This window comes from Janthinobacterium violaceinigrum (assembly GCF_009208555.1).
GTDB lineage: Bacteria > Pseudomonadota > Gammaproteobacteria > Burkholderiales > Burkholderiaceae_D > Janthinobacterium > Janthinobacterium violaceinigrum.
Window position 1 is genome coordinate 204,767 of the sequence record NZ_WFLI01000002.1, and the last position, 26,498, is coordinate 231,264.

The 26,498-nt window shown below is 63.9% G+C and carries 18 protein-coding genes; 2 read left to right on the forward strand and 16 right to left on the reverse strand.

Features of this window, described 5'->3' with window-relative positions; all coding sequences use genetic code 11:
* From GCN75_RS02550 to GCN75_RS02575, 6 genes are all read right to left on the reverse strand, one after another.
* A complete protein-coding gene (locus tag GCN75_RS02550) occupies nucleotides 1–2,451 on the reverse strand; it encodes a heavy metal translocating P-type ATPase (RefSeq protein WP_152281202.1) in 2,451 nt (816 codons plus the stop codon).
* Between the two features lie 105 nt (nucleotides 2,452–2,556).
* Nucleotides 2,557–3,285, reverse strand: a complete 729-nt coding sequence (locus tag GCN75_RS02555; protein WP_319633279.1) for a FecR family protein — start codon at nucleotides 3,283–3,285, stop codon at nucleotides 2,557–2,559.
* Nucleotides 3,286–3,289: 4 nt separating this feature from the next.
* A complete protein-coding gene (locus GCN75_RS02560) occupies nucleotides 3,290–10,423 on the reverse strand; it encodes a YDG domain-containing protein (protein ID WP_152281203.1) in 7,134 nt (2,377 codons plus the stop codon).
* 16 nt (nucleotides 10,424–10,439) lie between these two features.
* Nucleotides 10,440–12,050, reverse strand: coding sequence for a ShlB/FhaC/HecB family hemolysin secretion/activation protein (locus GCN75_RS02565; protein ID WP_152281204.1), 1,611 nt, complete (start codon nucleotides 12,048–12,050; stop codon nucleotides 10,440–10,442).
* A 211-nt stretch (nucleotides 12,051–12,261) separates the two neighbouring features.
* Complete coding sequence (locus tag GCN75_RS02570; RefSeq protein ID WP_152281278.1) at nucleotides 12,262–14,532, reverse strand: CHASE2 domain-containing protein; 2,271 nt, start codon at nucleotides 14,530–14,532, stop codon at nucleotides 12,262–12,264.
* On the reverse strand, nucleotides 14,532–16,154 hold the full coding sequence (locus GCN75_RS02575; protein ID WP_152281205.1) for a GAF and HD-GYP domain-containing protein: 1,623 nt from the start codon (nucleotides 16,152–16,154) through the stop codon (nucleotides 14,532–14,534). Before GCN75_RS02575 ends, GCN75_RS02570 begins: the two co-directional genes overlap by 1 nt.
* A 187-nt stretch (nucleotides 16,155–16,341) precedes the next feature.
* On the opposite strand from GCN75_RS02575, the gene GCN75_RS02580 reads away from it, so the two are divergent.
* Entirely contained in the window at nucleotides 16,342–17,238 is an 897-nt protein-coding gene (locus GCN75_RS02580; RefSeq protein ID WP_152281206.1) for an MBL fold metallo-hydrolase, read from the forward strand.
* A 46-nt stretch (nucleotides 17,239–17,284) separates the two neighbouring features.
* On the opposite strand, the gene GCN75_RS02585 is transcribed toward GCN75_RS02580, so the two are convergent.
* The 7 genes from GCN75_RS02585 to rpsF all read right to left on the reverse strand — a co-directional run bounded on the left by GCN75_RS02585 (nucleotide 17,285) and on the right by rpsF (nucleotide 22,095).
* Nucleotides 17,285–18,295 carry an inorganic phosphate transporter gene (locus GCN75_RS02585; RefSeq protein ID WP_034783457.1) on the reverse strand — a complete coding sequence of 337 codons (1,011 nt, stop codon included), beginning with the start codon at nucleotides 18,293–18,295 and terminating at the stop codon, nucleotides 17,285–17,287.
* A gap of 42 nt (nucleotides 18,296–18,337) precedes the next feature.
* Nucleotides 18,338–18,964 carry a DUF47 domain-containing protein gene (locus GCN75_RS02590; protein ID WP_010400015.1) on the reverse strand — a complete coding sequence of 209 codons (627 nt, stop codon included), beginning with the start codon at nucleotides 18,962–18,964 and terminating at the stop codon, nucleotides 18,338–18,340.
* 94 nt (nucleotides 18,965–19,058) lie between these two features.
* The gene (locus GCN75_RS02595; protein ID WP_034750488.1) at nucleotides 19,059–20,444 is read right to left on the reverse strand and encodes a replicative DNA helicase; all 1,386 of its coding nucleotides are present in this window, start codon (nucleotides 20,442–20,444) and stop codon (nucleotides 19,059–19,061) included.
* Nucleotides 20,445–20,589: 145 nt separating this feature from the next.
* The gene (rplI, locus tag GCN75_RS02600) at nucleotides 20,590–21,045 is read right to left on the reverse strand and encodes a 50S ribosomal protein L9 (protein ID WP_034783456.1); all 456 of its coding nucleotides are present in this window, start codon (nucleotides 21,043–21,045) and stop codon (nucleotides 20,590–20,592) included.
* Between the two features lie 27 nt (nucleotides 21,046–21,072).
* Nucleotides 21,073–21,363 (reverse strand): 30S ribosomal protein S18, encoded by a 291-nt coding sequence (gene rpsR / locus GCN75_RS02605; protein WP_010400024.1) that lies wholly within the window; start codon nucleotides 21,361–21,363, stop codon nucleotides 21,073–21,075.
* 25 nt (nucleotides 21,364–21,388) lie between these two features.
* Nucleotides 21,389–21,688 (reverse strand): primosomal replication protein N, encoded by a 300-nt coding sequence (priB, locus tag GCN75_RS02610; RefSeq protein ID WP_086144118.1) that lies wholly within the window; start codon nucleotides 21,686–21,688, stop codon nucleotides 21,389–21,391.
* A gap of 20 nt (nucleotides 21,689–21,708) precedes the next feature.
* On the reverse strand, nucleotides 21,709–22,095 hold the full coding sequence (gene rpsF / locus GCN75_RS02615) for a 30S ribosomal protein S6 (protein WP_010400028.1): 387 nt from the start codon (nucleotides 22,093–22,095) through the stop codon (nucleotides 21,709–21,711).
* A 275-nt stretch (nucleotides 22,096–22,370) separates the two neighbouring features.
* Between rpsF and lexA the strand changes: the two genes are divergently transcribed.
* Entirely contained in the window at nucleotides 22,371–23,006 is a 636-nt protein-coding gene (gene lexA / locus GCN75_RS02620) for a transcriptional repressor LexA (RefSeq protein WP_034783454.1), read from the forward strand.
* A 70-nt stretch (nucleotides 23,007–23,076) separates the two neighbouring features.
* Here the strand turns inward: lexA and GCN75_RS02625 are convergent, their stop codons facing one another.
* The 3 genes from GCN75_RS02625 to GCN75_RS02635 all read right to left on the reverse strand — a co-directional run bounded on the left by GCN75_RS02625 (nucleotide 23,077) and on the right by GCN75_RS02635 (nucleotide 26,478).
* Nucleotides 23,077–24,318, reverse strand: a complete 1,242-nt coding sequence (locus GCN75_RS02625) for a cystathionine gamma-synthase family protein (protein WP_152281207.1) — start codon at nucleotides 24,316–24,318, stop codon at nucleotides 23,077–23,079.
* Between the two features lie 108 nt (nucleotides 24,319–24,426).
* Nucleotides 24,427–25,950, reverse strand: coding sequence for an amidophosphoribosyltransferase (gene purF, locus GCN75_RS02630; protein ID WP_152256904.1), 1,524 nt, complete (start codon nucleotides 25,948–25,950; stop codon nucleotides 24,427–24,429).
* 39 nt (nucleotides 25,951–25,989) lie between these two features.
* On the reverse strand, nucleotides 25,990–26,478 hold the full coding sequence (locus tag GCN75_RS02635) for a CvpA family protein (protein WP_092795381.1): 489 nt from the start codon (nucleotides 26,476–26,478) through the stop codon (nucleotides 25,990–25,992).
* Nucleotides 26,479–26,498: the final 20 nt, after the last annotated feature.

Here is a 26,498-nt window from a genome sequence, read left to right on the forward strand (position 1 = left end):
CTATGACTCCTTGGTTTGCGCGCTACCTGCATGACTGCGCGCTTTCCAGCGGCGCAGCAACAGGGCATTGCTGATCACGCTGACGGAACTGAAGGCCATCGCCGCGCCCGCCACCATGGGGTTGAGCAAGCCGAACGCGGCCAGCGGAATGCCGATCAGGTTATAAATGAAAGCCCAGAACAGATTCTGCCGTATCTTGCTGTACGTGCGGCGCGAGATATCGATGGCGTCCGCTACCAGGGCCGGATCGCCGCGCATCAACGTGATGCCGGCCGCATGCATGGCCACGTCCGTGCCCGTCGACATGGCGATGCCCACGTCGGCGGCCGCCAGCGCGGGCGCATCGTTGATGCCGTCGCCCACCATGGCCACCTTCGCGCCCTCGCCTTTCAAGGCGATGATTTTAGCGGTTTTATCGGCCGGCAGCATTTTCGCCGCCACCGTGTCGATGCCCAGGGCCTTGCCGACGGCGTCCGCGCTGCCCTGATTATCCCCCGTCAGCATCACCGTGCGGATGCCCAGGCTGTGCAGATGGGCAATCGCCTGCTGCGCGTTGGGCTTGACCTGGTCGGAAAAGGCGAACAGGCCCAGCAATTGCGTGCCCATCGCCAGCCACGAGATCGTGTTGCCCGTGGCTTCCAGCGACAAGGCCTGGGCCGCCAGCGGCGTCATGTCCACCTGTAACTCCTGCATCAGCCGCGTGCTGCCCAGTTTCAATTCCAGGCCATCCACACTGGCCGCCAATCCCCGGCCCGGCAAGGCCGACAGGGCCGTGGCGGGCAAGGGGGCGATGTGGCGCAGGGCAGCAGCATCGAGCACGGCCGTAGCCAGGCTGTGTTCGCTGCCGCGCTGAATGCTGGCCGCCAGTTGCAGCAGCCGCGTTTCCTCGATGCCGTGCGCATGCAGGGCCGCCAGAGCAGGTTTTCCCACCGTCAAGGTGCCCGTCTTGTCGAACACGACGGTATTGACGGCGTGCGCCACTTCCAGCGCTTCCGCATCCTTGATCAGGATGCCGTAACGGGCAGCAACGCCCGTGCCCGCCATGATGGCCGTCGGCGTGGCCAGGCCCAGCGCGCAGGGGCAGGCAATGACGAGCACGGCCACGGCATTGATGATGGCGTTTTCCAGCTCGCCCGTGGCGAACCACCAGCCCAGCATGGTCAGCAGCGCCAGCACCAGCACCACGGGAACAAAAATCGCGCTGACCTTGTCGACCAGGTGCTGGATGGGCGCCTTGGCCGCCTGCGCATCTTCCACCAGGCGGATGATGCGCGACAAGGTCGTCTCGCCGCCCACGGCTTGCGTGCGCACCAGCAGCAAGCCGTCCGCATTGATGGCACCGCCCGTGACCTTGTCGCCCACATGCTTATCGACAGGCAAGCTTTCACCCGTGATCAGCGACTCGTTGATCTGGCTGGCGCCTTCCACCACCACGCCATCGACGGCCACCCGTTCGCCGGGACGGATCACCACCAGGTCGCCCACCTTGACCTGTTCCACGGGCAAGTCCAGCTCGATGCCATCGCGGCGCACGCGGGCCGATTCCGGGCGCAAGACTTGCAGAGCGCGAATGGCCGAGGCCGTCTGGCGCTTGGCGCGGCTTTCCAGCCATTTGCCCAGCAACACCAGGGTGATGACGACGGCCGACGCTTCAAAGTACAGGTGCGGCAATATTTCACCGGCCGTCAGCCACTGGTAGACGGACAAGCCGTACGCGGCGCTCGTGCCCAGCGCCACCAGCAAGTCCATATTGCCGCTGCCCGCGCGCGCCGCCTTCCAGCCCGCCTTGTAGAAGCGCGCGCCAAAATAGAATTGCACGGGCGTGGCCAGCGCGAATTGCAGAGCACCGGGCAGCATCAGATGGATGCCGGCCCATTCGAGCAGCATGGGCAGCATGAGGGGAAAAGCGAGGATGGCGGCCAGCGCCACTTTCAGACCGTCGCGGTTGGGCAGCACGGCGGGCGCGCTGGCCTGGCTGGCGGCGGGCGCCGTGGCGTCATAGCCGGCCTTGCCGATGGCGGCGATCAGAGTACCCGCCTCCAGGCCGCCCGTCACCGTGATGCGCGCGCTTTCCGTGGCCAGGTTGACGCTGGCGGCCAGCACGCCCGGCACCTTCAGCAGGGCTTTTTCCACCCGGCCCACGCAAGAGGCGCACGTCATGCCGGCGATATCGAGGTCGATCTCGCGCTGCGCCACCGTGTAGCCGGCCTTTTCCACGGCCGCCTGCAAGGTGGCCAGGGGAATCGGCGTGCTGGACGTGACTTTGGCCATTTCCGTGGCCAGGTTGACGCTGGCCTGGGTCACGCCGGGCACGGCGGCCAGGGCCTTTTCCACGCGGCCCACGCACGAGGCGCAGCTCATGCCTTCGATGGCCAGCGCCTGCGCATGCGCGGCACCGGCAGAAGGCGGAGGAGGACTGGAATTGGCGGGAGCGAGTGTGGTCTGGTGCATGGCAGATCCTGTACGAAAGAGTAACGAATAGGGTCAGGATCTGCTATCCCATGATGGGAAGGTCAAGCCCTATTTGCACGGTGTGCCGGGCTTGTTTGACGATGTTTAACGCACGACGCAATCGATGGCGGCCGGCTTGCCGCTGGCAGCGCCCGTGCTCGATAGCGGCGATGCCGAAAACGCCGGCGGCGGCGTGAACGGGATGCCGGGATTGGCAGGCAGGATCACGGGCGGCTGCTTGAAGCTTGGCGTGAAACCAAATTGCCCGGCAGCAAAATTTTGCGTCCCGCCCGGATTGGTCACATGAATCAGGCCATCGAGCACCTGGACATACAGGCCCGGCGCCCTCGTCCCCCCTCCCGGCAGCGGCACAGTGGGCACCGACGATGCCGGTGCAGGTGCCGAGGCCGGCACATAGGTGGCAACAAACGTCGTGCCGCGGATGCCGATGGTGGCGGCCGGCGTCTTCATCTCGAAACGCTCCTTGTTGCGCTTGCCCAGCAAGCCCGTGACGGAACGCAAGCCCCCCTTGAGCAGGCTGAAGATAGCGTGGTCGCCATCGGGCTGTTCGGCCACATAGCTGAATTGCTCGATCACGAAACTGGTATTCGGCTTCAGGGTGATTTCGCTATTGTCGATCAGCTTGATCAAGGCATAGGTCTCCTTTTCTGTCAGCAAGGTGTCGCCCTGCTCGACTTCGGACTTGATGGCCAGGATTTTCACCTTGCCATCGGCCTTCTTGGCCATCAGCGGACCACTCAGCTGCATCACCGTGCCCGCCACCTGTCCCGCCCAGGCGTGCGCGCCCGCGCACATCAGGGCCAGCCACAACAAGGCCTTAATTGCAGTACATTTTTTTAGCGGCATCATCGTATTTGTATCCTGTGGGTTTATCTGTGGCGTCGGCAACATCCTTGCCGTCTTTCTTCTTGTCATCATCCTTGGCTGGCGACGCGGAAGCGAGCGGGTCGTCGGTACGGTCGGCCTGCTTGATGATGCGCAAGGCGTCAACGATGGCGGCGCTGGCGCTGGCATCGATGACAGGCTTGTCGACGGTGGTCGCCGGCAGGAAGATGGCGTCCGCCATGTTCACCGCACCATTCGGCGCCAGCAAGGTCACGCCGGTGCGCTGGCGGTTGATGCGCACGCCCGGCGCGCCCGTGATGCTGCCCGCTTTCGCAAGCACGCTCATGCCGGCCGCTGCCGGCAAGGTGACACTTGCCGTGTCCGCAAAGCGCACATTGGCGCCCGCGCTGGCGCTGAAATTGCCGCCGCCGAGAACCTGGGCATTGCCTTCGAGGCGGACGTCGCCGCCGGCCGCCAGGCTGATGTCGCGCGCCGCTGCCAGCTGCGCGCCATTGCCCAGCACCACGTCCGTGCTGGCATTGAGCGCAATATCGTTGCCCTGGATCTTGCCGTTGACGGTGACGGGGCTATGCGCCGTCACGCTCACGTTGCCGCCGTTCGCATTGATATTGCCAGCGGCGATGGCGCCCGTGTTGTCGATGGCGATATTGCCCGCCCCCGTGACCAAGGTTCCCAGGACCAGGCTGCCCGGCGCCGAAGTATTGTTCAGCGCAATGCCGCCCCCAGCGCTGTTGCTGGCGGTAAAACTGCCCACCTGGTTGCCCGCATTGCCCAGCACGATGCCGTTTTGCGCCTGCGCAGCCAGGCTGCCGGCAAGCAGCACACCGTCCTGGCCGATGGCGCCGTTCAGGGCACTCAATTTCACCTCGTTGGCCGCCAGGCTGGCAAAGCGCAAATCGCCGCTCGCCTGCGTGATGGCCAGCTGGCCCGCCAGCCGGATGGCGCCGGCCGTCTGGCGGAAGCTGTTGGCGACGAGCAAGTTACCGTTGCCGCTCAACACCCCGCCGCCTTGCGCATAACGGTCGGCCGACAGGCTGCCGTTCAGCAGCAGGCTGCCGCCGTTGATTTCCAGGCCGGCCAGGCCGCCCAGCACGGAGCGGTCCAGCGCGCTTTCACCGAGAGTCAGGCTGCCGCCCGTCAACAGCAAGCCCGATGCCGAATTCAGGTTTTTCAGGACGGTATTGCCGGCCGCCGCGTTGTAGGTCACGATGCCCTTGCTGTTGCTGAAGTCGACAGCCAGCACGTTCGCGCCTTCCGGCACCACGCCGCCGTCCCAGTTGGCGGCGTCGCTCCACAAGCCGTTGCCGCTGCCGATCCACGTGGACATCTGCTTCTGGGCGATCGCTGCCTGCGTCGTGCCGCCCGTCGTTTCCAGGGTATAGTTGCCCGCGTCGGCGCCCGCCAGGCGGAAGCCGCTGGCCGTCACCAGCTTGCCCGCACCCGCGTTCTTGTCGGCAAAACTGCCGCTGCCGCCCACCACGCTGACCACATCCTGGCCCAGCACGCCGTTTGCCGACGCGCTGACCGTCGCGGAAACCGTACCGTCATACACCTTGCCGGCCGCGCTCAGGCCGGCCAGGGTCAGGCTGGCGGGCGTAATGCTGGCCAGCAAGCCTGTGGGCAAGACGATAAAGTAATTGCCCGCATCGGCGCCCGCCAAGGCCGCGCCGCTCAGCTGCACGGCCTTGGCCGCGCCCACGTTCTTGTCCGCAAAGTTGGCCACCGCCGAAGCCGTCAAGCTGTCGCCGGCAAGACGGTCATCGCCGAGGACCAGGCTGGCACCCGTCGTGCCATCGTAGACCTTGTTGCCCGCCACGCCGGACAGGTTCAGCGCACGCGCGCCGATGTCGGCCGTGGTGCTGCCGGAGCGGGCGCTCAGCACATAGTTGCCCGCATCGGCGCCATCGAGGCCCACATTCGTCACGGCGACGGTTTTGCCCGTGCCCGCGTTCTTGTTGCCAAACGCGGCGCTGCCCGCCACCGTCAGGCTGTCGCCTTGGATGCGGTCGTCGCCGAAGCCGACCTGCGCGGCCGTCGTGCCGTCATATGTCTTGTTGACGCCGCTAAAGCTCACGTGCAAGGTGCGCGCGCCGATGTCGGCCGTGGTGCTGCCGGAATAGGCGCCCAGCACATAGTTGCCCGCATCGGCGCCATCGAGGCCCACATTCGTCACGGCGACGGTTTTTCCTGCCCCCGCGTTCTTGTCGCCAAACGCGGCGCTGCCCGCCACCGTCAGGCTGTCGCCGCTGATCCGGTCGTCGCCGAAGCCGACCTGCGCGGCCGTCGTGCCGTCATACGTCTTGTTGACGCCGTTAAAGCTCACGTGCAAGGTGCGCGCCGTGATATCGGCCGTCGTGCTGCCCGCATTGCTACTCAACACATAGTTGCCTGCATCGCCGCCGCTCAACGCCACGTTCGTCACACTCACGGCCTTGCCGCTTCCCGCATTCTTGTTGCCAAACGCGCCATTGCCGCTCACGTTCAAGGCGTCGCCCTGGATGCGGTCGTCGCCGAAGCCGACCTGCGCGGCCGTCGTGCCGTCATAGGTCTTGTTGACGCCGTTAAAGCTCACGTGCAAGGTGCGCGCGCCGATGTCGGCCGTGGTGCTGCCGGAATGAGCGCTCAACACATAATTGCCCGCATCGGCGCCATCGAGTCCCACATTCGTCACGGCAACGGTTTTTCCCGCCCCCGCGTTCTTGTCGCCAAACGCGGCGCTGCCCGCCACCGTCAGGCTGTCGCCGCTGACCCGGTCGTCGCCGAAGCCGACTTGCGCACCCGTCGTGCCGTCATAGGTCTTGTTGACGCCGTTGAAGCTCACGTGCAAGGTGCGCGCCGTGATATCGGCCGTCGTGCTGCCCGCATTGCTGCTCAACACATAGTTGCCCGCATCGCCACCGCTCAACGCCACGTTCGTCACACTCACGGCCTTGCCGGTTCCCGCATTCTTGTTGCCAAACGCGCCATTGCCGCTCACGCTCAAGGCGTCGCCCTGGACCCGGTCGTCGCCGAAGCCGACTTGCGCGGCCGTCGTGCCGTCATACGTCTTGTTGATGCCGTTAAAGCTCACGTTCAGGACGCGTGCCGTGATATCGGCCGTCGTGCTGCCCGTGTAGTCGTTGAGCACATAGTTGCCCGCATCGGCGCCCGTCAGGTGGCCCGTCGCCACCTGGTAGTCGACGCTCTTGCCGCTGCCCACGTTCTTGTCGCGGAAGCTGCCCAGCAAACCGGCCATGCCGACCTGGTCGCCCGCCACCAGATCTTCAAAATAGCCCTCCAGGGCCGCTCGCAGCGTGCCGTCGTAGACGCGGCTTTGCGCGCCCGTGACGCCATAGTTGAGCACGCGCGCCGTGATGTCCGCCGTGCCGTCCTGGGTGCTTGCGGCCAGGCTGTAGTTGCCCAGTTCATTGCCGCCCAGGACCAGGCCACTGGCATGCACGGCCTTGCCGCTGCCCGCGTTCTTGTCGAGGAAGGCGGCGCTGCCGCTGATGCTGATGTTATCGCCCGCGACCACATTGCCCAGCACAAAGGTAGCACCGTCATAGCCCAGGTTGCCGTCATACACCTTGCCATTGCCGCCGATGCCCACCGTCAGGATGCGCGGCGTGATGGCATAGGTGGTCGTGCCGCCCAGGGTGATGTCGTACTTGGTCGACCACAGCCCCGACAGACCGTAGGTGCCCACATTGCGTGCATTGCTCCCATAGCCGAGGCTGCCATTGACGCCCGTGTCGCCATCGAGCAATCCCACGTAGCCTATCGTGCCCAGGAAGGCGGCCAGCTGGCCATCGTAGACCTTGCCGCTGGCATTGTCCGACACGTTCACTTGCAGCGGCTTCAGGAGCGCCTTCAGCATCGGCGTCGTATAGCCATCGTAGATGCGCCAGACGCTGCTGAAATTGAAATCGTTGAAGCTGCCCTGCTGCTGCATCTGCGCCGTGGTGCGGCCGCTGGCGCCGCCCTGGTCCATCTGGATGCCGGCCGTCTCATAGTTCCAGAAACCGAATGCGATGCCCGCGCCCACATCGGCGCGGCCCACCAGCCCGCCCACCGTGCCGCCCGCAAAGCCGCTGCCAGCCACGGCGCCACTGCTGTAGACGTGGCTGGCGCTGCTGCCCGCCACGCTCCAGCCGATCAGCCCGCCCAAGTTTGCGCGCGGCACCGCCGGGTCGCCATCGGCCGACACGCCGACGGCGCCGGTGGCGTAGGCGTCGCTGATGCTGCCGCCATTGCGTCCCGCCAGGCCACCGATATTGGCCGCGCCGCGGGCGCTGCCCGTGGCGTAGGACTGCGCAATGGCGCCGTCATTGTTCCCCACCAGGCCACCGACCTTGTCGCGCGCGCCTGTCACGTCGCCCGTGGCGTAGGCGGCATCGATACTGGCGCCGGCCAGGTTTGTCCCCACCAGCCCGCCGATGCTGCCGCCATCGACCGCATTGATGCCCGCGACGTTGCCGCTGGCGCTGGCATTGCGCAGCGTGCCGCCGTTGCTGCCGACCAGGCCGCCGACGGCGCTGGCACCGCTGACCGCGGCGCTGCTGCGCACGGTGTCCAGCGTTCCGCCCACATTCAGGCCGACCAGCGCGCCGACATTGTTCACCCCCGCCACGCTGCCATTCTGCAGGTCCAGCTTGCGCACCGTCCCCCCCTGCACCTTGCCGAACAGGCCCACGCCGGAGCTGACGGTCGGATTCAGGGCATTGATGTACAGGCCGTTGATGGCAAAACCGCCGCCGTCGAACATGCCCGCATACCCTGCGCCGTCGCCGCCGGCGATGGGCGCAAAACCGGCGCCCTGGTTCCAGCTGGCAGTGCCGCTGGCGTCGATATTGCCCATCAGCCGGTAGTTGTTGCCCAGCCCCAGGCTGCCGATGCCTTGCAGGCCGTAGATATCGACGATCTGGTAAGGCGCGGCCGTGCTGCCGTCGCCGCCGCTCACGCGCAGGAAGCTGGCGCCCGGCGCGATGGCGAAGCGGCTGGCCGAGAAAGCGGCCAGGCCGGACGCATTTTGCGTCCACGCGCCGCCGTCGAGGGCAAACAGGCCGCCGACCGTGACGGCGCCCGTGGCCGTGATGGGGGAAGCTGAATTGAGGCGCAGGTCGCCCGCCAGATTGATCGCATTCGAGATGCGCATGCCGCCCGTGTTGCTGCCGTCGCCGATGCTCAGCGAGGATGCCGAGATGCCGGCCAGCTCGGCCGCGTCCAGGCCCAGGGCGCCGCCGGACTTGCTGCCCAGGTCGATGAGGCGCGAACTGCTCAGGGGCTTGATCGCCACGCTGGCGCGCCCGCCGGTGCCGCCGAAATCCAGCGTGCCGCCGAGGCTGATGCTGTCTGCCTGCAAGGTCACCGTCTGGCCGGCGGCGCCGCTGCCCGTCAGCCTTGCGCCGCCGCCCGTCAGGTTGATTTCGCCGCCCGAGAAATTGGCGCGCAGGGACAGGTTGCCGCTGCCGACGCTGACCACGCCGCTGCCCGCCACGCTGGCGCCGGACAGCGACACATTGCCGCCGTTCGTCGTGATCGGCGCGTTCAGGTGGATATTCGAACCGGGACCATACGCGCCGCCGCTGCTGGCGTCGTTGGCCGACAAGGTCACATTGCCGCCGTTGGTGCTGATGGCCGCATACACATTGATCGTCTCGCCCGCCGTGGCGCTCAGGCCGATGCCGGGATTGAGCATATTGACGGCGCTGCTGAAATTGATGCGGTGCTGGGCCTGCAGGGTCACGTTGCTGTTGGCGTGAGAAATCACGTCGGCGCCGATGCTGGTGCTGCTGGAGGGCGGACCTTCGGCAAACTCGTCCACGTCGCCGAGGCTGCCGCCGCCGCCCTGCACCACGTCGATATCGTAGGGATCGAGCAGCCAGCTGCCGCGCTTGCCGCGGCGCGCGCTCGTATCGACGCGGATGCCGTCCACGGCCAGGGAATGGCCCGAGGTTTCCACGAGGCCGCCGTCGCCGCCCTGTGCGCCGCCGCGCGCGGAAATGCTGCCGTGCACCTGCGCCGATTCATTGCCCCAGGCGATGACCTTGCCGCCGTTGCCGTTGCCGGTGGCATCGGCGGCCACCGTGGCGTCCTTGCCGATGAGCACCTGGCGCGCATTCTGCACGGCCGCGTTCTTGCCCTGGTAGTCGCCGCCCAGCAAGACCGTGCCGCCGCCCGTGGCGCCGCTGGCATCGATGCTCGCATTGCCCAGCAAGCCCACCTGCTCGCCCAGCACCTGGATCTCGCCGCCCTTGCCCGCCGCGCCCGTGGCGCTGGTGACGCTGCCCCCTTCGAGCAGCGCCTTGCCGCTGGCCTTGAGCACGATGCGCCCATGCTCGCCGACGACGGCGCTGTTCGCGTTGAGCACGCCGCGCTGGCTGACCAGCGCGCCCGCCATGCCGATGCTGCCGCCCTGGGCGATGATCTGGCCCAGGTTCAGCGCCTGGTCGGCTGGCGCCGAAACCAGCACGCGCAATTGCGGATTGCCGGGGTCGGCCAGCTGCACGCTGCGCCCGGCCGCCAGGATCACTTCGCCGTTCGGCGCCGTGATGATGCCCGTGTTTTCCACGTTCGGCGCGATCAGCAGCACTTGCCCGCCCTTGCCCCCGTTGATGGTGCCCGCATTGCCGACGCTGCCGGCCACGCCGCCCGCCGTGAACTGGCGCTTGCCGGCCAGGAAGTCCTCGTTCGACAGGCCCAGGCTGGATGCCACCAGGCCGTTCACGTTCACTGTCGCGCCCTGGCCAAAGACGATGCCGTTCGGATTGATCAGGAATACCTTGCCGTTCGATTCCAGGCTGCCCAGGATCTTGCTGGGGTCTTGTCCCGTGATGCGGTTGAGCACTGCGCTATTGCCGTTTTGCTGGATGAAGCGCGTGATTTCGCCCGCATGGATGGAAAAGCTCTGCCAGTTGATGATGGTGTTGGGCGTGTTCGTGATCGAGAACACATTGCCCTGCTGGTTGAACGTGGCATGTCCATTGACCACCTGCGGCAAGGCGGGATTGGCCTGCGCCGCGCCGAAGCAGCCGGCGAGCAGCAGCGCCAGCGCCGTGCGGCGCAAGGGCGGCGCAAAGGGTGGCGTCAGGATGAAAACGGAAGCGTGCTGGACGTGAGTGTGCATGGTGTTCATCCTGATGCTAGTAGGCCAAGGCGAGGCGGAAATGCAGGCGGTTGGCGCCCCGCTGTCCCGTGTCGCCGCCATTGACGACATGGGCGTAATCGAGTTGCAGATTGGCGTAGCGGCTCAGCAGCAAACGCAAGCCGAGTCCGCCGCTGCTGATGCCTTGCGAAGCGCTCTCGCCGGGCAGCGCATGGTTGCGGCGCAGCCAGGCCGTGTCGTAGAAAGCCAGCGCGCGGCATTGGTAGCCCAGCGCCTGGCCGCACCAGTTCGGCGTGTACAGTTCCAGGTTCAGGTTGACGCCCGAATCATTGGCCACCTCGCGTTCGGCAAAGCCCCGCACGGACGCGGCGCCGCCGGCGCCGAACTGCTCGCCCGGCACCAGCGCGTCCGGCGTGACCTGCGCATTGACCAGCGCGCGCCATTGCCAGTCGCCGGCCAGCACGCGGCCCGAACTGGCGCTCAGGCGCACGGTGTTGTAGGCCGCCTTCGCATGCGCGCGCACGCGGTCGAAATCGGCTTGCGCGCCATGCTTGCCACCGGGAATATTGTGCGCGAACGTGACGGCCACGCTGGTCTCGCCCGTGGGCAAGGTCCAGTTGCCGATGTAGCTGACGCTGAGCGGATGCACGGTGACGTCGGCGCCCAGTTCCATGCCGAACAATTGCACGCTGTTGCGGTAAGCCTTGTAATCGATGCCGTACACGAGCTTGGGTTCGAAATCGTCGCTGCGGGCAAAGTTCTGGTTGTAGCGGATGCCGGCCATGCTGCCCTGGCCGCTGACGGCCAGGTCGAAGATGCCGGCCGAAACGCTGCCCGAATCGACGTTCGAATAGCTGGCAAAGAAATCCATCGAGTCGCCCAGCGCGTACAGCGGCAAGTGGTAGCCGGCGCCGTACACGCCCACCTTGTCCGGCTTTTCCAGGCTGCTCGTGTATTGCAGGCTGGCGACATGGTCGCGGCCGAACAGGTTGGCGTGCTGCAGCACCACACCCACATGCGTCTTGCCCGTCTGCGCACTGCCCGTGTTGTCCACGTTGAGCATGGCTTTCCAGGCCTTTTCATCGGCCACCGCAACGATGGCGTCGATAGCGCCCGCCGGTTCGTCGGCCTGCAGGCGCACTTCGATCTTGCGCGCCGGGTTTTCATTGGCCAGCTTCAGGCTTTGCGACAGGGCCGGCAAGTTCGGCGTCTCGCCTTCGCGCAGGGCGGGCAAGGCGCGCCGCACGTTGGCTTCGTCGACATGGGTATTGCCGCTGATGGCCACCTTGCCCAGCGGCGTTTGCAGCACGTTCAGGCGCACCACACCCCGTTCCAGTTCCTGTTCGGGCAGCTGTACCTGCACGGCGCTGTAGCCACGCGCGCGGTAAGCCCCTTCCAGCGCCTCGACGGCGCGGGCAATGTCGGAAAAGTTGCGCTGTACACCCGTAAACGGCGCCAGCAAGGCCTGCACCTGCGCGGGCGTGAGCAGGGTATTGCCCTGGACATCGAAGCGGCGGATTTCGAAGCGCGGCACGCCGTCCTCCTGCAGGGCAGGAGCAGCTTCATCCATGGAAACGGCAGCGCCGGCGGCGCCGACGGCGAACAGCAGCGCGGAACCCGCAAGCAGGTGCACCAAACGATATGTCATGTGAAGGATTTCTTGTGTAACCGGACCAGCGCGCCGCCCGCAGGCGCCAGCGTGTCCGGCAATGGATTGAAGACAAATTTTAGACGGCTTTTAGTTTCCAGTCAGAAATTTCTAACATTACTCCCCTGATTTTCATCGCAGCGCAACAAACGGTGCGCCGCAATGCTGAACAATGACGCAATTCCTTATATTTTCGACAGCAGGGGCACGCTTACTTGCTGCTCAATTCCGTCACGCCATCCCAGTCGGCAGGCGGCGGCGTGCTGCGATAGCGCTGCAGGCGCACCGCGTACTGGCGGTACAGCCCATCGCCGGGGAAGTCCGCCTGCAACTGCGCCAGCTGTGCGCCGGCGGCCGCCCAGTCGCGCGCGCGCAGCAGGGCCAGCACCCCGTGCCAGCGCTCCAGCTGCGCCAGCTCCGCTTCGCCGGCGTCGGCCAGCAGGCAGCGGGGCTCGAAGATGGCCACCGCTTCCTGCTTGCCCAGCACTTTTATGCGGTCAAGTTCGCGGTACAGGAAATCCGGGGCGGCGGCGCGCGTGGCGGCGCCCACGACGATGCCCACACCATACAGCTTGCTGGCCCCTTCCAGGCGCGCGGCCAGGTTGACGCTGTCGCCCATCACCGTGTAGGCGCGGCGGATGCGCGAGCCCATGTCGCCCACATGCATGGGGCCCGTATTGATGCCGATGCCGATGCGCAGCGCCGGCCAGCCGCGCGCGGCGAAATCCCCGTTCAGGCGCGCCGCGCTGTGCTGCATCAGCAGGGCGCTGGCCACGGCCCGGCTGGCGTGGTCGGCAAAGGCGACGGGCGCGCCCCAGAATGCCATCACGGCGTCGCCGATGTATTTGTCGAGGGTGCCGCCATGGCTGTCGCGGATATCTTCCGACATGGCCGTCAGGTACAGATTGATGTATTCGCGCAGCACGGCCGGCGCCAGCTGCTCGGAAATGGCCGTAAAACCGCGCACGTCGGCAAACAGCACCGTCAGTTCGCGGTTCTCGCCCTCCATGGTGTAGCGCTGCGGATCGTCGGCCATCTCGGCCACCAGTTCGGGCGCCACATATTCGCCGAAGCGCGCCACCAGCGCGCGGCCCTTGCGCACCTCGAAAAAGTAGCCCCACGCCAGGTTGACGATGAACAGCGCGACGATCAGCAGCAACAGCACGGCGCCGCCCAGCACCAGGTCGTGCACGGCGTACAGGTACAGGTTGATGGCGATGGCGGCCGCCAGCGCGCCCACGGTGGCCAGCATCACGCCGGCCGGCGGCAGCACGGCCAGGGCACCCGCCAGCAGCAGGCCAAACAGCACGATCTGCACCAGTTCGAACGCCAGCGCATAGTCGGGGCGCGCCTTGAAGCGCCCGTCGAGCATGGACTTGATCAGGTTGGCGTGCACCTCCACGCCCGGGTATTCCGCATTCACGGGCGTGGCGCGGATATCGTTCAAGCCCGGCGCCGTGGTACCCACCAGCACGATGGCCCCTTTCAGCAGCGCGGGCGCAACCGTGCCGGCCAGCACGTCGGACGCCGACACATAGCGGAAGGCGCCGCCGGCGGGCCCCCCCGCGCCGCGGTACTGCACCGTGGCGGTCAGCGCTTCGCCCACGGGGATCGTCATCGCGCCGCGCGGCGTGAACAGCATGAGATGTTCGAGCCCGCCGTTGGCCAGCTCGCGCGCCGACAGGGTATCGGCCGTGCCCGTGAAACGGGGAGCGATGGCGCGCGCCTGCAGATAGACGGCCACCGTGGCCAGCGACAGCGACGGATAATAGCCGTCGCCGATGCGCTGCAACAGGGTGGAGGAACGCACCACGCCGTCGGCATCGGTGAGCGCCGTGAAGATGCCGGCGCCCTGCGCGGCCGCCTGCAGGGGCGCGATATTGGCTTCGTAGCCGCGCGCCACGTAGGCCGTGACGGCGCGCCCGTTCAAATCGGCCACGGTGAAGGACGGCTTGGGCAGCACGCCCTTTCTTTGCTGTTCCGAGACACTGTAGCCGAGCACCACGGGCTGGCCGCGCATGGCCTCGGCAAACAGGCCATCGTAGTCCATGGCCGAGCGCAGTTTTTCCAGCTGCGCCGGCAAGCCGACCACGCCAGCCAGTTCGCCCCGCGCCAGGCCTTGCAGCACGGCGTAGCCGGAACTGGTGTCCGCTTCGGGAAACGAGATATCGAAGCCCAGCGCGGCGACGCCGTAATGCGCGGTGAGCTGGCGCACCAGGCGCGCCTGGATATCGCGGCTCCACGGGAAGCGGCCCACCCGGGCCAGGCTTTGCTCGTCGATGTCGACGATGACGATGCGGCGGTCCAGCTGCGGCGTCTCGGCACGCATGCGCCAGTCGCCCAGCATGGCGTCGAGCCGCGCGATATTGTCATTGCCGGCCAGGCACGCGATGGCGGCCGCCGCGCTCAGGAGCACGCCCAGCAAAAAGCGCGCCCCATGCTTGCGCAAGGCCTGCGCCAGCGCCGCGCGCCAGGCCCGCATCACGGCGTGTAGCCCGGAATGGCCGCCTCGTCGACGGCATCGATCTGGCTCGGATGCATGTGCTTTTCAGCGAAGGTCAGGTACACCTTGCTGCGGATGAAAACGTCGAACAGGTCCGGGTCGATATGCCCGTTCAGGCTGAAATTGCCGAGGATGCGCAAGGATTCGGACAGCGGCTTGCCCTTCTTGTACGGCCGGTCGCGCGCCGTCAGCGCTTCGAAAATATCGGCGATGGCCATCAGCCGCGCCGGCACCGACATCTGCTCCTTCGTCAGGCCCCGCGGATAGCCCTTGCCATCCATGCGCTCGTGGTGGCCGCCTGCGTATTCGGGCACCTTCTGCAGGTGCTTGGGCCACGGCAGCGCCTCGAGCATGCGGATCGACACGCTGATATGGTTGTTGACGATGGCCCGCTCGGCTGCCGTCAGGGTGCCGGCGCGGATGGTCAGGTTTTCCGTCTCGTCGGCGTCGAGGAAATCGCGCAGCTGGCCGTCCGCCGCGCGCCAGCGGCGCTTGGCGATCTGCCGCACTCTTTCCTGGTCGGCCTGCGCCATGCTCTCGCCGCCGATGTTAACCCTGCGGATGAAGTCGCGCTCTGCGCGCAGCGCGGCCAGCTCCCATTCCAGCGCCTGCGCGATGGCGTCCTGACGTTCCGGCTGCGCCGCCTGCTGGCGCAGAGCGGCAATCTCGGCGTCGCGCAGCAGCACTTCGTAGCGCGTGTCGATCAGGGCGATGCGGTCGAAAATCGTCTCCAGCTTGGTGGCCTTGTCGACCACGTGCACGGGCGTGGTGATCTTGCCGCAATCGTGCAGCAGGCCGGCCAGCCACAGCTGCTTGCGTTCGTTGTCGCTGAGGCGGAAATCGGCCAGCGGCCCCGTTTGCGTGGCATGCGCGGCGTCGGCCAGCAGCATCGTCAGCTCGGGCACGAATTGGCAGTGCCGCCCCGTGTACGGCGACTTTTCATCGATGCCGATATTGATCAGGGTAACCAGCGATTCGAGCAGCTCTTCCAGCTGCGATATGAGCAGCTGATTCGTCAGCGCCACGCCCGCCTGCGCGGCCAGCGCCTCGATGAAGCGCTGGTCGGTCGAGGAAAAGGCGCGCACCTGGCCCGTGTCGCCATCCTTGGCATTGACCAGCTGCAGCACGCCGATCAGATCGCCCTCATGGTCGCTCATGGGCACCGTCAGGATCGATTGCGTGTGGTAGCCGTGGTGGCGGTCGAAGTCGCGCATGCCGGAAAAATTGAAGTCCTCGTCGCGGTACACGTCGGCGATATTCACGCTGTGGCGCAGGTTCGCCGCATACGCGGCCACCGATGCCAGGTTGGGCTGGCCCGCCTCGTCGAACAGGGGCACGCCCGGCAAGCCCATGTCGGCGCCCTGCGCGATGCCCAGGCTGTCGTTGACGCTGATGTCGAACGCCAGCTGGCGGCCCTCAAGGGCGGGCCGGTACAGGGTGGCGCCATCGGCCCCGCTCATGCTTTTTGCCAGCAGCACGATGCGCTGCAGCAGCGCGCCGATATCGTGCCCCTCGCCGCCCAGGCCGTGGCCCAGCGCGACACTGAGTTCGGTCAATTGCTCCAGTCTGTGGGCGATTTTCTCAGGGTGCAACTGAGGCATGTTGGTGGCAATCAGGTAAGGATGGGGAAATCGGCAAGCGCCAGTGTAACGGCCGCCCTGCGCACTGTACATTACTTACTTGCAACAAAATGAAATAACTTTCCGTATCGCAACACACACAAATGTTGCCGCCAATTTCATTAATTAGAATAGAATCAACAATAATTACACTGTAACAAGGTACTGAATGAAATTCACGTTCAGGGGCGTGCGCGGCTCCATCCCCTCCCCCGGCCCGCGCACGGCGCGCTATGGCGGCAACACCACGTGCATCGAAGTACGCACCGACGACGACAGCCTGATCATCCTCGACGCGGGCAGCGGCATTTTCTCGCTGGCGCAGCAACTGCCGCCGGGCCAGCCCGTCGACGCGCACGTCTTCATCACGCACAGCCACTGGGACCACATCCACGGCCTGCCCATGTTCAGCCCCCTGTTCGTAACGGGCAACCGCATGCGCCTGCATGGCGCCCTGGACGCCATCAGCGGGCGCGGCATCGAGCACGTGATGGCGGTGCAGCTACAGAACAGCTATTTTCCCGTCAGCGAAGCGGCCATGGCGGCCAGCATCGAGTACCGCACCCTGGCGCCCGGCGAAGCCGTCGAGGTGGGCGGCGCGCGCGTGCGCGGCGCGGAGATGAACCACCCCGTCGTCAACCTCGGCTACCGCATCGACTGCGGCGGCGCCTCGCTGTTCTTCAGCGGCGACCATGAGCCGTTCTACAACCTGCATCCGCCCGGCCATGCCGAGCACGCGGACTGCGCCGCGCGCAATGCACAACGCCAGGCGGGCATCGACGCCTTGATCGCCGGCGTCGAAGCGCTGATCATGGATTGCTCGTACACGCGCGAGGAATACCCGGGCAAGCAGGGCTGGGGCCACGGCACCTTCGACGCCGCCTTCGACCTGGCCCTGCGCTGCGGCGCGCGGCGCCTGTACTGCACCCACCACGAACCGACGCGCAGCGACGAACAGCTCGAAGCCGTGTTTGCCGACGTGATGGGCCGCTATGCGGACCGCCTGGCCGGCCTGCAGGTGTTCCTCGCCTACGAGGGGCTGACGGTGGAACTGGCCCGCGCATAAAAAAAGGGAGCCGCAAGGCTCCCTTTTTACTGGCGTTGGCTATCCATTACATGATGTGGTGGCCAATCCACCATGCCACTGCGGCGACAAACGCGGAAGCGGGGATCGTGAAGATCCAGGCCCACACGATATTGCCTGCCACGCCCCAGCGCACGGCCGACATTTTTTGCGACGAGCCGACGCCGACGATGGCGCCCGTGATGGTGTGCGTGGTCGAGACGGGAATGCCCAGCGCCGTCGAGACGAACAGGGTGATGGCGCCGCCCGTTTCGGCGCAGAAGCCGCCGACCGGTTTCAACTTGGTGATCTTCTGGCCCATGGTCTTGACGATGCGCCAGCCACCGAACAGGGTGCCGAAGCTGATGGCCGTGTAGCACGAGATGATGACCCACATCGGCGGCATGGCATCGGCCGCGCTCGAGTAGCCGGCGGCGATCAGCAGCATCCAGATGATGCCGATGGTTTTTTGCGCATCGTTGCCGCCGTGGCCCAGGCTGTAGGCGGCTGCCGATACCAGCTGCAGGCGGCGGAACCACTTGTCGACCTTGCGCGGCGTCGAACGCACGAAGATCCAGGACACGAGCAGCATCATGATCGAACCGAACACAAAGCCCAGCACCGGTGCGATGACGATGAAGGCCACCGTTTTCCACAGGCCGGCCGCGACCAGCGCGCCCGTACCGGACTTGGCGACGGCAGCTCCCACCAGGCCGCCGATCAGGGCGTGCGAGGACGAGGAAGGAATCCCGTAGTACCAGGTAAACAAATTCCAGAAGATGGCGCCCATCAGCGCGCCGAAGATCACGTACTGGTCGATCACCGCCGGGTCGATGGTGCCCTTGCCCACCGTGGCAGCCACGGTCAGCTGGTGGAACACGAAAATGGCGACGAAGTTGAAAGTGGCGGCCATGGCAACCGCGGTCTGCGGTTTCAATACGCCCGTCGAGACCACCGTGGCGATCGCGTTGGCGGCATCGTGGAAGCCGTTCATGAAGTCAAACAGCAGCGCGAGGACGATCAACAGGCCTAGCACGTAGATGCTGATTTGTATGGTCATTGTAGTTTCTTTTCTGATTCTGGTTCAGGACAGGCCCAACGCTTACGCGTTTTCGACGATGATGCCTTCGATAATATTGGACACATCTTCGCAACGGTCGGTCACGGTTTCCAGAATTTCGTAGATCGCTTTCAGCTTGATCAGGTTGCGCACGTCCGGTTCGTCGCGGAACAGTTTGGACATGGCGGCGCGCATCACGTGGTCGGCGTCCGATTCCAGGCGGTCGATCTCTTCGCAGATGGCGACGATCTTGCGCGAGTTGTCCATGTTGTGCAGCATGGCGACGGCGTCGCGTACTTTCTCGGTACAGGCCAGCACCAGTTCGGCCAGGCGCTTGGCTTCCGGCGTGACGGCTTTCAGGTCATACAGCGAAACGGTTTGCGCCGCATCTTCCAGCAAGTCCAGAATGTCGTCCTGGCGCGTGATCAGCTGGTGGATGTCATCGCGGTCGATCGGCGTGATGAAGGTCTTGTGCAGCATTTCCACGGTGGCGTAGGTGACTTTGTCCGCCTGTTTCTCGATGCTTTCGATCGCATGTACGCGGTTTTCCAGGTCGTCGAAATTGGTCATCAGGCCGAGCATCTCTTTGGCGCCCTTGACGCACAGTTCCGCGTGCTGGTTAAACAATTCAAAAAACTTGCCCTCAGTGGGCATCAAGCGTCCAAACATGTCATTCTCCGTTAAGCATTGAGTCGTGTTATTTACTACAGAAAGCCGCCCCGTTGTCGGGGGCGGCCGATGGAATTGCCAGTGCTGCTGAGTCTTAGTCGCCTTGGTAAAGCGCCAGGCCACCACTGTAATTGCCAAATTTGGTGTACTGCCCCATGAAGGTGAGGCGGATGCTGCCGATTGGACCGTTACGTTGTTTACCGATGATGATTTCGGCCGTTCCCTTGTCCGGCGAGTCGGGGTTATACACCTCGTCGCGGTAAATGAACAGGATCACGTCGGCATCCTGCTCGATAGCGCCCGATTCGCGCAAGTCGGACATGACGGGACGCTTGTTCGGGCGTTGTTCCAGCGAGCGGTTCAGCTGGGACAGGGCGATCACGGGACAACCGAGTTCTTTCGCCAGGCCTTTCAAGCCCCGCGAAATCTCGGAAATCTCCGTGGCGCGATTGTCGCCCGGCGTATTGGCCGACATCAGTTGCAAGTAATCGACGATGATCAGGCCCAGCTTGCCGCATTGACGCGACAGGCGGCGCGAGCGGGCGCGCAATTCGATCGAGTTGAGCGCCGGCGTCTCATCGATGTACAACTGGGCGTCGTTCATCTTCTGGATCGCATTCGTCAGGCGCGGCCAGTCTTCGTCGTTCAGGCGGCCCGTGCGCAGACGGTGCTGGTCCAGCTGGCCGACGGAGCCCAGCATACGCATGGCCAGCTGGGCGCCGCCCATCTCCATCGAGAACACGGCCACGGGCAAGCCGCTGTCGATGGCCACGTTTTCGCCGATGTTGACGGAAAACGCCGTCTTGCCCATCGATGGACGGCCCGCCACGATCACCAGGTCGCCCGGCTGCAGACCCGAGGTCATGCGGTCGAGGTCGATGAAACCGGTGGGCACGCCCGTGATTTCACTCTGGTTGTCGCGGCTGTACAGTTCGTCGATGCGCTCGACCACTTGCGTCAGCAGGGGCTGGATGGCGGTCCAGCCCTGGGCGCCGCGCGCGCCTTCTTCGGCGATGGCGAAGATCTTCGACTCGGCCTCGTCAAGCATCTGCTTGACTTCCTTGCCCTGCGGGCTGAAGGCCGTACCCGAGATATCGTCGGCGACGGTGATGAGCTTGCGCAGCACGCCGCGGTCGCGCACGATCTCGGCGTAGCGCCGGATGTTCGCGGCCGATGGCGTGTTTTGCGCCATGGCGTTCAGGTAAGCGAGTCCGCCCACATCATCGGCCTTGCCGAGCTGGGTCAGGGTTTCAAAAACAGTAATGACATCGGCTGGCTTGGAAGCGTTAACCATCTTGACGATTTGCTCGAAGATGATGCGATGATCATAGCGATAGAAATCCTCCGCATGCATGAAGTCGGCGATGCGGTCATACGCTGCATTGTCGCGCAGCAGACCACCGATAACGGATTGTTCTGCTTCGATCGAGTGCGGCGGAATACGGAGGGAATCCAGTTGCGGATCAGAGGGGGCGTTCATGGCGCGAATTATACCTGCTTCGGCGTACTGGCAAAAATAAAGGGCTGAAATTGCGCGAAAAAAAGGCCACAAAAAAGCCGGGCGAACCCGGCTTTTCATAGTGCTTTACTGTACGGTAGCGCTTGCGGGCCAGGCCCGCAGACGATTACGCGTTTGCGTCTGGTACGACAGCGATAACAACTTCCACAACCACGTCGGTGTGCAGAGCAACCGAAACGTTGTGCTCGCCAACGATCTTCAGCGGGCCGGTAGGCATGCGGATTTGTGCTTTTTCAACAGCAAAACCTTGCTTGGTCAGCGCTTCAGCGATGTCGAAGTTGGTGACGGAACCGAACAGACGGCCATCGACGCCAGCTTTTTGAGCAACTTGAACGGTCAGGCCGCTCAGTTTTTCGCCTTGGGCTTGCGATGCGGCCAGTTTGGCAGCTGCAGCTTTTTCCAGTTCGGCGCGCTTGACTTCGAATTCAGCCACAGCGGTTGCCGTAGCACGACGTGCCAGGCGTTGCGGGATCAGGAAGTTACGTGCGTAACCGTCTTTGACTTTGACGACTTCGCCGAGGTTACCGACGTTTACAACTTTTTCTAACAGAATGATTTGCATAGTTCTTCTCCAGGAATATCTGACCGATTAAGCGTGGTGCAGATCGGTGTATGGCAGCAGCGCGAGGAAGCGAGCGCGCTTGATTGCGGTGTCGACTTGGCGCTGGTAGTGCGCTTTGGTACCGGTCAGGCGTGCTGGCATGATCTTGCCGTTTTCCTGGACGAAGTCTTTCAGCGTGTCGACATCTTTGTAGTCGACTTGCTCAACGTGCGCTGCCGTGAAGCGGCAGAACTTCTTACGTTTGAACAAAGGGTTTTGCTGTTTGCGTTTTTCTTTAAGCTTGAGCTTATTTTTGTCGAACTTTTTACCGAATGCCATGTCAGGCTCCTGTATCTAAAATGCGCTAGTCGGGAATGACTGCACTAAAATCAATGATGTGAAACACCAAACTCTTGCTGTTGCGGCTCTTTCTGGCCAGGAAACCCGTGAACTGATAGACCCCGCCCAAGCTTGCCTGGCTGAACCGGCCTGAGATTTCGCCAGCGGCTAGCGCGGCAACATCAAACTCGGTCAAACGGGCAATCCCTGCTTCCATCTGCTGCGAACTGTGCTGCAATACTGCATTCACAATCGGCAGCCCTGCCGGGGTATAGCGCAATATTTCGCGCTCGGCAATGATGGCGGTTACTTGTAGCTGGTTCAGCGCACGATCCTGGTCAAAAATTAAGCGGCTGCGGCTGGAGCGGCTGCTGGTGCTTCGGTGCGGTGGCTTTTGGCCGCGTCTTCGCGTTGTACCGATTTCATCATCGGCGAAGGAGCTGTTTCAGCTTTCTTCATTTTAACGGTCAGGTGACGCAACACGGCATCATTGAATTTGAATGCTGTTTCCAACTCGACCAGGGTCTCGTTGTCGCATTCGATGTTCAGGCAGATGTAGTGTGCTTTAGGCAGCTTTTGGATCGAGTAAGCCATTTGACGGCGGCCCCAATCTTCCACGCGGTGAACCGAACCGCCGCGGGTGGTTACGCTGGCTTTGTAGCGTTCGATCATCGCGGGCACTTGCTCGCTTTGGTCCGGATGGACGATAAAGACTATTTCATAATGACGCATGCAAACTCCTTCAGGTCGGATTGATAATCGCCCACCCCGGCGTCAAGACGGGTGTGGGAAGGTCAGCCGAAGATTATAACCGCCTTTTGCAAACGTTTCAATCATTCCTTCCACAAGCGCCCGGAAAGCCCGTGCGCCGCCCTGTTTTTTGCCCGTGGACGACTATTTCTTGCGAAATCCACCCAAAACACGGAAATCCCCTTGCATAGTGGGCGATACTGTACAAAAATACAGACTGTTCATATAGACAGCATTTTAGTATGCACCCACCGCTCATGATCAAGCTGACAGCACGACAAGAACAAATCCTGAACCTGATCAAGGACGCGATTGAAAATACGGGGTTCCCTCCCACCCGTGCCGAGATCGCCAATGAACTGGGTTTCAAGTCGGCCAATGCGGCCGAAGAGCATTTGCAGGCCTTGGCCCGCAAGGGCGCCATCGAGATTTCGCCCGGCACCTCGCGCGGCATCCGCCTGATCGGCGCCGCCGCCGAAGCGCTGCCGTCGAAAGTGCCGGCAGCACTGCTGATGTCGCTGCCCCTGATCGGCCGGGTGGCGGCCGGTTCGCCCATCCTGGCGCAGGAAAACCTGGAAGCGAGCTACAACGTGGATCCGGCCCTGTTCTCGGCCAAGCCCGACTTCCTGCTCAAGGTGCGCGGCTGGTCCATGCGCGACGCCGGCATCATGGATGGCGACTTATTGGCCGTCAAGAAAGTCGACAGCGCCAAGAATGGCCAGATCGTCGTCGCCCGCATCGGCGACGAAGTCACCGTCAAGCGCTACAAGAAGACAGGCTCCGTCATCGAATTGCTGCCGGAAAACCCCGACTTCAAGGTGATCACCGTCTCGCCGGAAGATGAGTTTGCCCTGGAAGGGCTGGCTGTCGGCCTGATGCGCAGCTGGCACTAAATCACTGCAGGCAAGGAAAGGGCCGCAACAGCATGACTGTTGCGACCCTTTTCACATGACGCGCGGCTGTTTAAAGGTCCAGTGCGTTTTTGAAGTCGTCGAGCAGATCGGCCTCATCTTCGATGCCCACGGAAACGCGGATCAAGGACTCGGCAATCCCCATGCTGGCGCGCCGCTCGGCACCCATCTCATAGAAAATCGTGTGGGCGACGGGAATGACCAGGGTGCGCGTGTCGCCCAGGTTACTCGCTGGAATGGCCAAATGCAGGCGATTGAGGAAATCGAAGCAGTCGATGCCATCCTTCAATTCAAAGCTGAACAGGGAACCGTAGCTGCGGAACAATTCCGTCGCCAGCGCATGCTGCGGGTGCGACGGCAAGCCCGGATAGTGCACGGCTGCCACGCGCGGGTCCGCGGCCAGCATGGTGGCCAGCGCCAGCGCGTTCGAGCAGGTGCGGTCCATGCGCAAGGCCATGGTTTCCGCGCCGACGGCGATATGGTGCGCCGCTTCCGGACCCAGCGAGGCACCGAAGTCGCGCAAGGCCTTGGCGCGGATCTGCGCGATGCCCCACTGGGCCGGCGCCGCCTTTTTATAGTTTTCAAAGATGTTCGGGTACTGCGTCCAGTCGAACACGCCCGTATCCGTCAAGCTGCCGCCCAGCGCATTGCCGTGACCGCCGATGGATTTCGTTAAGGCGTTCACCACTAGGCCCGCGCCCACGGCTTTCGGGCGGAACAGATATGGCGTCGTCATGGTGTTGTCGACGATGTACAGGATGCCCTTTTCGCGGCACAAGTCGCCGATTTTTTTCAGGTCGGCGATCTGCGTGCGGGGATTGGCGATGGTTTCGACAAACACGATGCGCGTGGCCGGCGTGATGGCGGCCGCCACATTGGCCACGTCGGTGGCGTCGACGAACGACACGGCGATGCCCTGCCCCGTCACCGTTTGCCACAGGCTGTTGGTATTACCAAACAAAAAGGCCGACGACACGACATGGTCGCCCGCGCGCAGCAACGATTGCACCACGGCGCCGATGGCGCCCATGCCCGTGGCGAAGCACAGGGTCGCCACGCCGTCTTCCATCTTGTTGACCTTGTCTTCCAGCGCGGACACGGTCGGATTGCCCTGGCGGCCATAGCGGAAGCCTGGCTCCTTGCCCTGGAACACGGAAGCGAGCTGGCGCGCATCGGCGTAGCCGAAGGCAACGGAAGTGTGCACGGGCTTGTGCAGCGAGCCGTGCTCGATGCCCTTGCGGCGGTCGTTATGCAGGATGGTGGTGGTAAAGCCGTAGGTTTTATTGGTGGTCATGGTGGAAGTTCCAAATGCTCGCCTTGCCGCTTAACCCAAGGCAAGTGCTGGGGTCGCACCTGAAAGTGCGCCCCCGAAAAAATGCCCGGCATCGGCCGGGCAGGTTACTTATGCTTCTGTCGTTGCCAGGTTCAGGTTCAGCTGGGAACGGGGCGTATCTTCGGGCGCTGCCGCCTTCGGATGGTGGCGCGCATATTCCAGGCGGTCCAGGTATTCCTGCGACACGTCGCCCGTCACATACACGCCGTCGAAGCACGACGCCTCGAAGTTGGTCAGGGCCGGGTTGACGTCGGCGATCGCCTGCTTGAGCGCGCCGATATCCTGGTACACCAGGTAGTCGGCCGTGATTTCGCGGCACACTTCTTCCGTCGTGCGGCCGTAGGCGATCAGTTCGTCGCGCGTCGGCATATCGATGCCGTACACGTTCGGGAAGATCACCGGTGGCGCAGCCGAAGCGAAAATGACTTTCGTCGCGCCCGCTTCACGCGCCATCTGCACGATTTCACGGCTGGTGGTGCCGCGCACGATGGAATCGTCGACCAGCAGCACGACCTTGTCCTTGAATTCGGACGGGATCGCGTTGAGCTTCTGGCGCACGGATTTCTTGCGCGCCGCCTGGCCCGGCATGATGAAGGTACGGCCGATGTAGCGGTTCTTGATGAAGCCTTCGCGGTACTCGATGTTCAGCGCCATGGCCAGCTGGATGGCGGCCGGACGCGAGGAATCGGGAATCGGCATGACCACGTCGATATGCACGCCAGGCAGTTCGGCGCGGATCTTTTCGGCCAGGTATTCGCCCATTTTCAGGCGCGTGGCATACACGGAGGCGCCGTCGATGACGGAATCGGGACGGGCCAGGTAGACGAATTCGAACACGCAGGGATTCAGGCTGGCATTGTCGGCGCACTGGGCGCTGTGCAATTGCTTGTCGGCGTCGATGAAGACGGCTTCGCCGGGACCGATGTCGCGCACGAAGCGGAAGCCCATGCCTTCCAGGGCCACGGATTCGGAAGCGATCAGGTATTCAGGACCTTGCTCCGTTTCATTGATGCCCAGGCACAGCGGACGGATGCCGTGCGGGTCGCGGAAGGCCAGCAAGCCCACGCCGGCGATTTGCGCCACGGCAGCATAGCCGCCCTTGACGCGGCGGTTCAGTACGGTAACGGCCTTGAAGATGGCTTCCGGGTCCAGGTTCAGGCCCGTCGTCGCTTCCTGGATTTCATGCGCCAACACGTTGAGCAGCACTTCCGAGTCGGAATCGGTATTGATGTGGCGGCGGTCGTTCTTGAACATTTCCAGCTTCAACTGTTCCCAGTTGGTCAGGTTGCCGTTGTGCGCCAGGGTGATGCCGAACGGCGCATTCACATAAAACGGCTGTGCTTCCTCTTCGCTCGACGAACCGGCCGTCGGGTAGCGGCAGTGGCCGATACCCGTCGTGCCTTGCAGCGAACGCATGTTGCGCGTACGGAAGACGTCACGCACGAGGCCATTGGCCTTGTGCATGGAAAACATACTGCTGTGATTGGTCGCAATCCCTGCCGCATCCTGACCGCGATGTTGCAGGAGCAACAATGCGTCATAGAGCAATTGATTGACAGGTTGATGGGAAACGACGCCGACGATGCCACACATGGTGTGCTCCTAAACTGTGCTACTGATTTTAAAAAAAATTCAAAATTTCACATGCTGCGCGTAAGCGGCAGGCAGATAAGGCTTGATGGCGCGCGCGCCCTGTTCCGCGAGCGGGCTGAGCAGCGCGTTTTTCCAGAACGGCTGCTGCGGTATGGAAGTCATGCCGCACAAGATGACGGCGGTCAGCACGATCACAAGGCCCCGCGCCACGCCGAACAGGCTGCCCAGGGTGCGGTCGGCCAGGCTCAGGCCCGTCACCTTGACCAGCGCGTCGACCGTCATGGACAGCAATCCCATCAAAATGCGCACGCCGATGAACAGCACCACGAAGGCCAGCAACAATCGGACGGCTTCGCCCGGCACGGCTTCCGGCAGGAATTTCGCCAGCGTGGCGCCATAGGCGTTGGCAATGACGAAAGCCACGATCCAGCTGACCAGTGACAGTATTTCCTTGACCAGGCCACGCATCATGCTGATCAGCACGGACGTCACCAGCACGAACAGCACCAGGTAATCGAAGATCGTCACGCGCGCTCAGCCTTGCAAGA

What these genes read in the sequence shown, in the direction of transcription:
- GCN75_RS02550 (WP_152281202.1), bottom strand. Translation starts at nt 2,451, where the DNA reads ATGCACCAGACCACACTCGCTCCCGCCAATTCCAGTCCTCCTCCGCCT.
- GCN75_RS02625 (WP_152281207.1), bottom strand. Translation starts at nt 24,318, where the DNA reads ATGACCACCAATAAAACCTACGGCTTTACCACCACCATCCTGCATAAC.
- GCN75_RS02565 (WP_152281204.1), bottom strand. Translation starts at nt 12,050, where the DNA reads ATGACATATCGTTTGGTGCACCTGCTTGCGGGTTCCGCGCTGCTGTTC.
- GCN75_RS02580 (WP_152281206.1), top strand. Translation starts at nt 16,342, where the DNA reads ATGAAATTCACGTTCAGGGGCGTGCGCGGCTCCATCCCCTCCCCCGGC.
- GCN75_RS02585 (WP_034783457.1), bottom strand. Translation starts at nt 18,295, where the DNA reads ATGACCATACAAATCAGCATCTACGTGCTAGGCCTGTTGATCGTCCTC.
- lexA (WP_034783454.1), top strand. Translation starts at nt 22,371, where the DNA reads ATGATCAAGCTGACAGCACGACAAGAACAAATCCTGAACCTGATCAAG.
- GCN75_RS02570 (WP_152281278.1), bottom strand. Translation starts at nt 14,532, where the DNA reads ATGCGGGCCTGGCGCGCGGCGCTGGCGCAGGCCTTGCGCAAGCATGGG.
- GCN75_RS02575 (WP_152281205.1), bottom strand. Translation starts at nt 16,154, where the DNA reads ATGCCTCAGTTGCACCCTGAGAAAATCGCCCACAGACTGGAGCAATTG.
- GCN75_RS02590 (WP_010400015.1), bottom strand. Translation starts at nt 18,964, where the DNA reads ATGTTTGGACGCTTGATGCCCACTGAGGGCAAGTTTTTTGAATTGTTT.
- GCN75_RS02595 (WP_034750488.1), bottom strand. Translation starts at nt 20,444, where the DNA reads ATGAACGCCCCCTCTGATCCGCAACTGGATTCCCTCCGTATTCCGCCG.
- rpsR (WP_010400024.1), bottom strand. Translation starts at nt 21,363, where the DNA reads ATGGCATTCGGTAAAAAGTTCGACAAAAATAAGCTCAAGCTTAAAGAA.
- GCN75_RS02560 (WP_152281203.1), bottom strand. Translation starts at nt 10,423, where the DNA reads ATGCACACTCACGTCCAGCACGCTTCCGTTTTCATCCTGACGCCACCC.
- purF (WP_152256904.1), bottom strand. Translation starts at nt 25,950, where the DNA reads ATGTGTGGCATCGTCGGCGTCGTTTCCCATCAACCTGTCAATCAATTG.
- rpsF (WP_010400028.1), bottom strand. Translation starts at nt 22,095, where the DNA reads ATGCGTCATTATGAAATAGTCTTTATCGTCCATCCGGACCAAAGCGAG.
- rplI (WP_034783456.1), bottom strand. Translation starts at nt 21,045, where the DNA reads ATGCAAATCATTCTGTTAGAAAAAGTTGTAAACGTCGGTAACCTCGGC.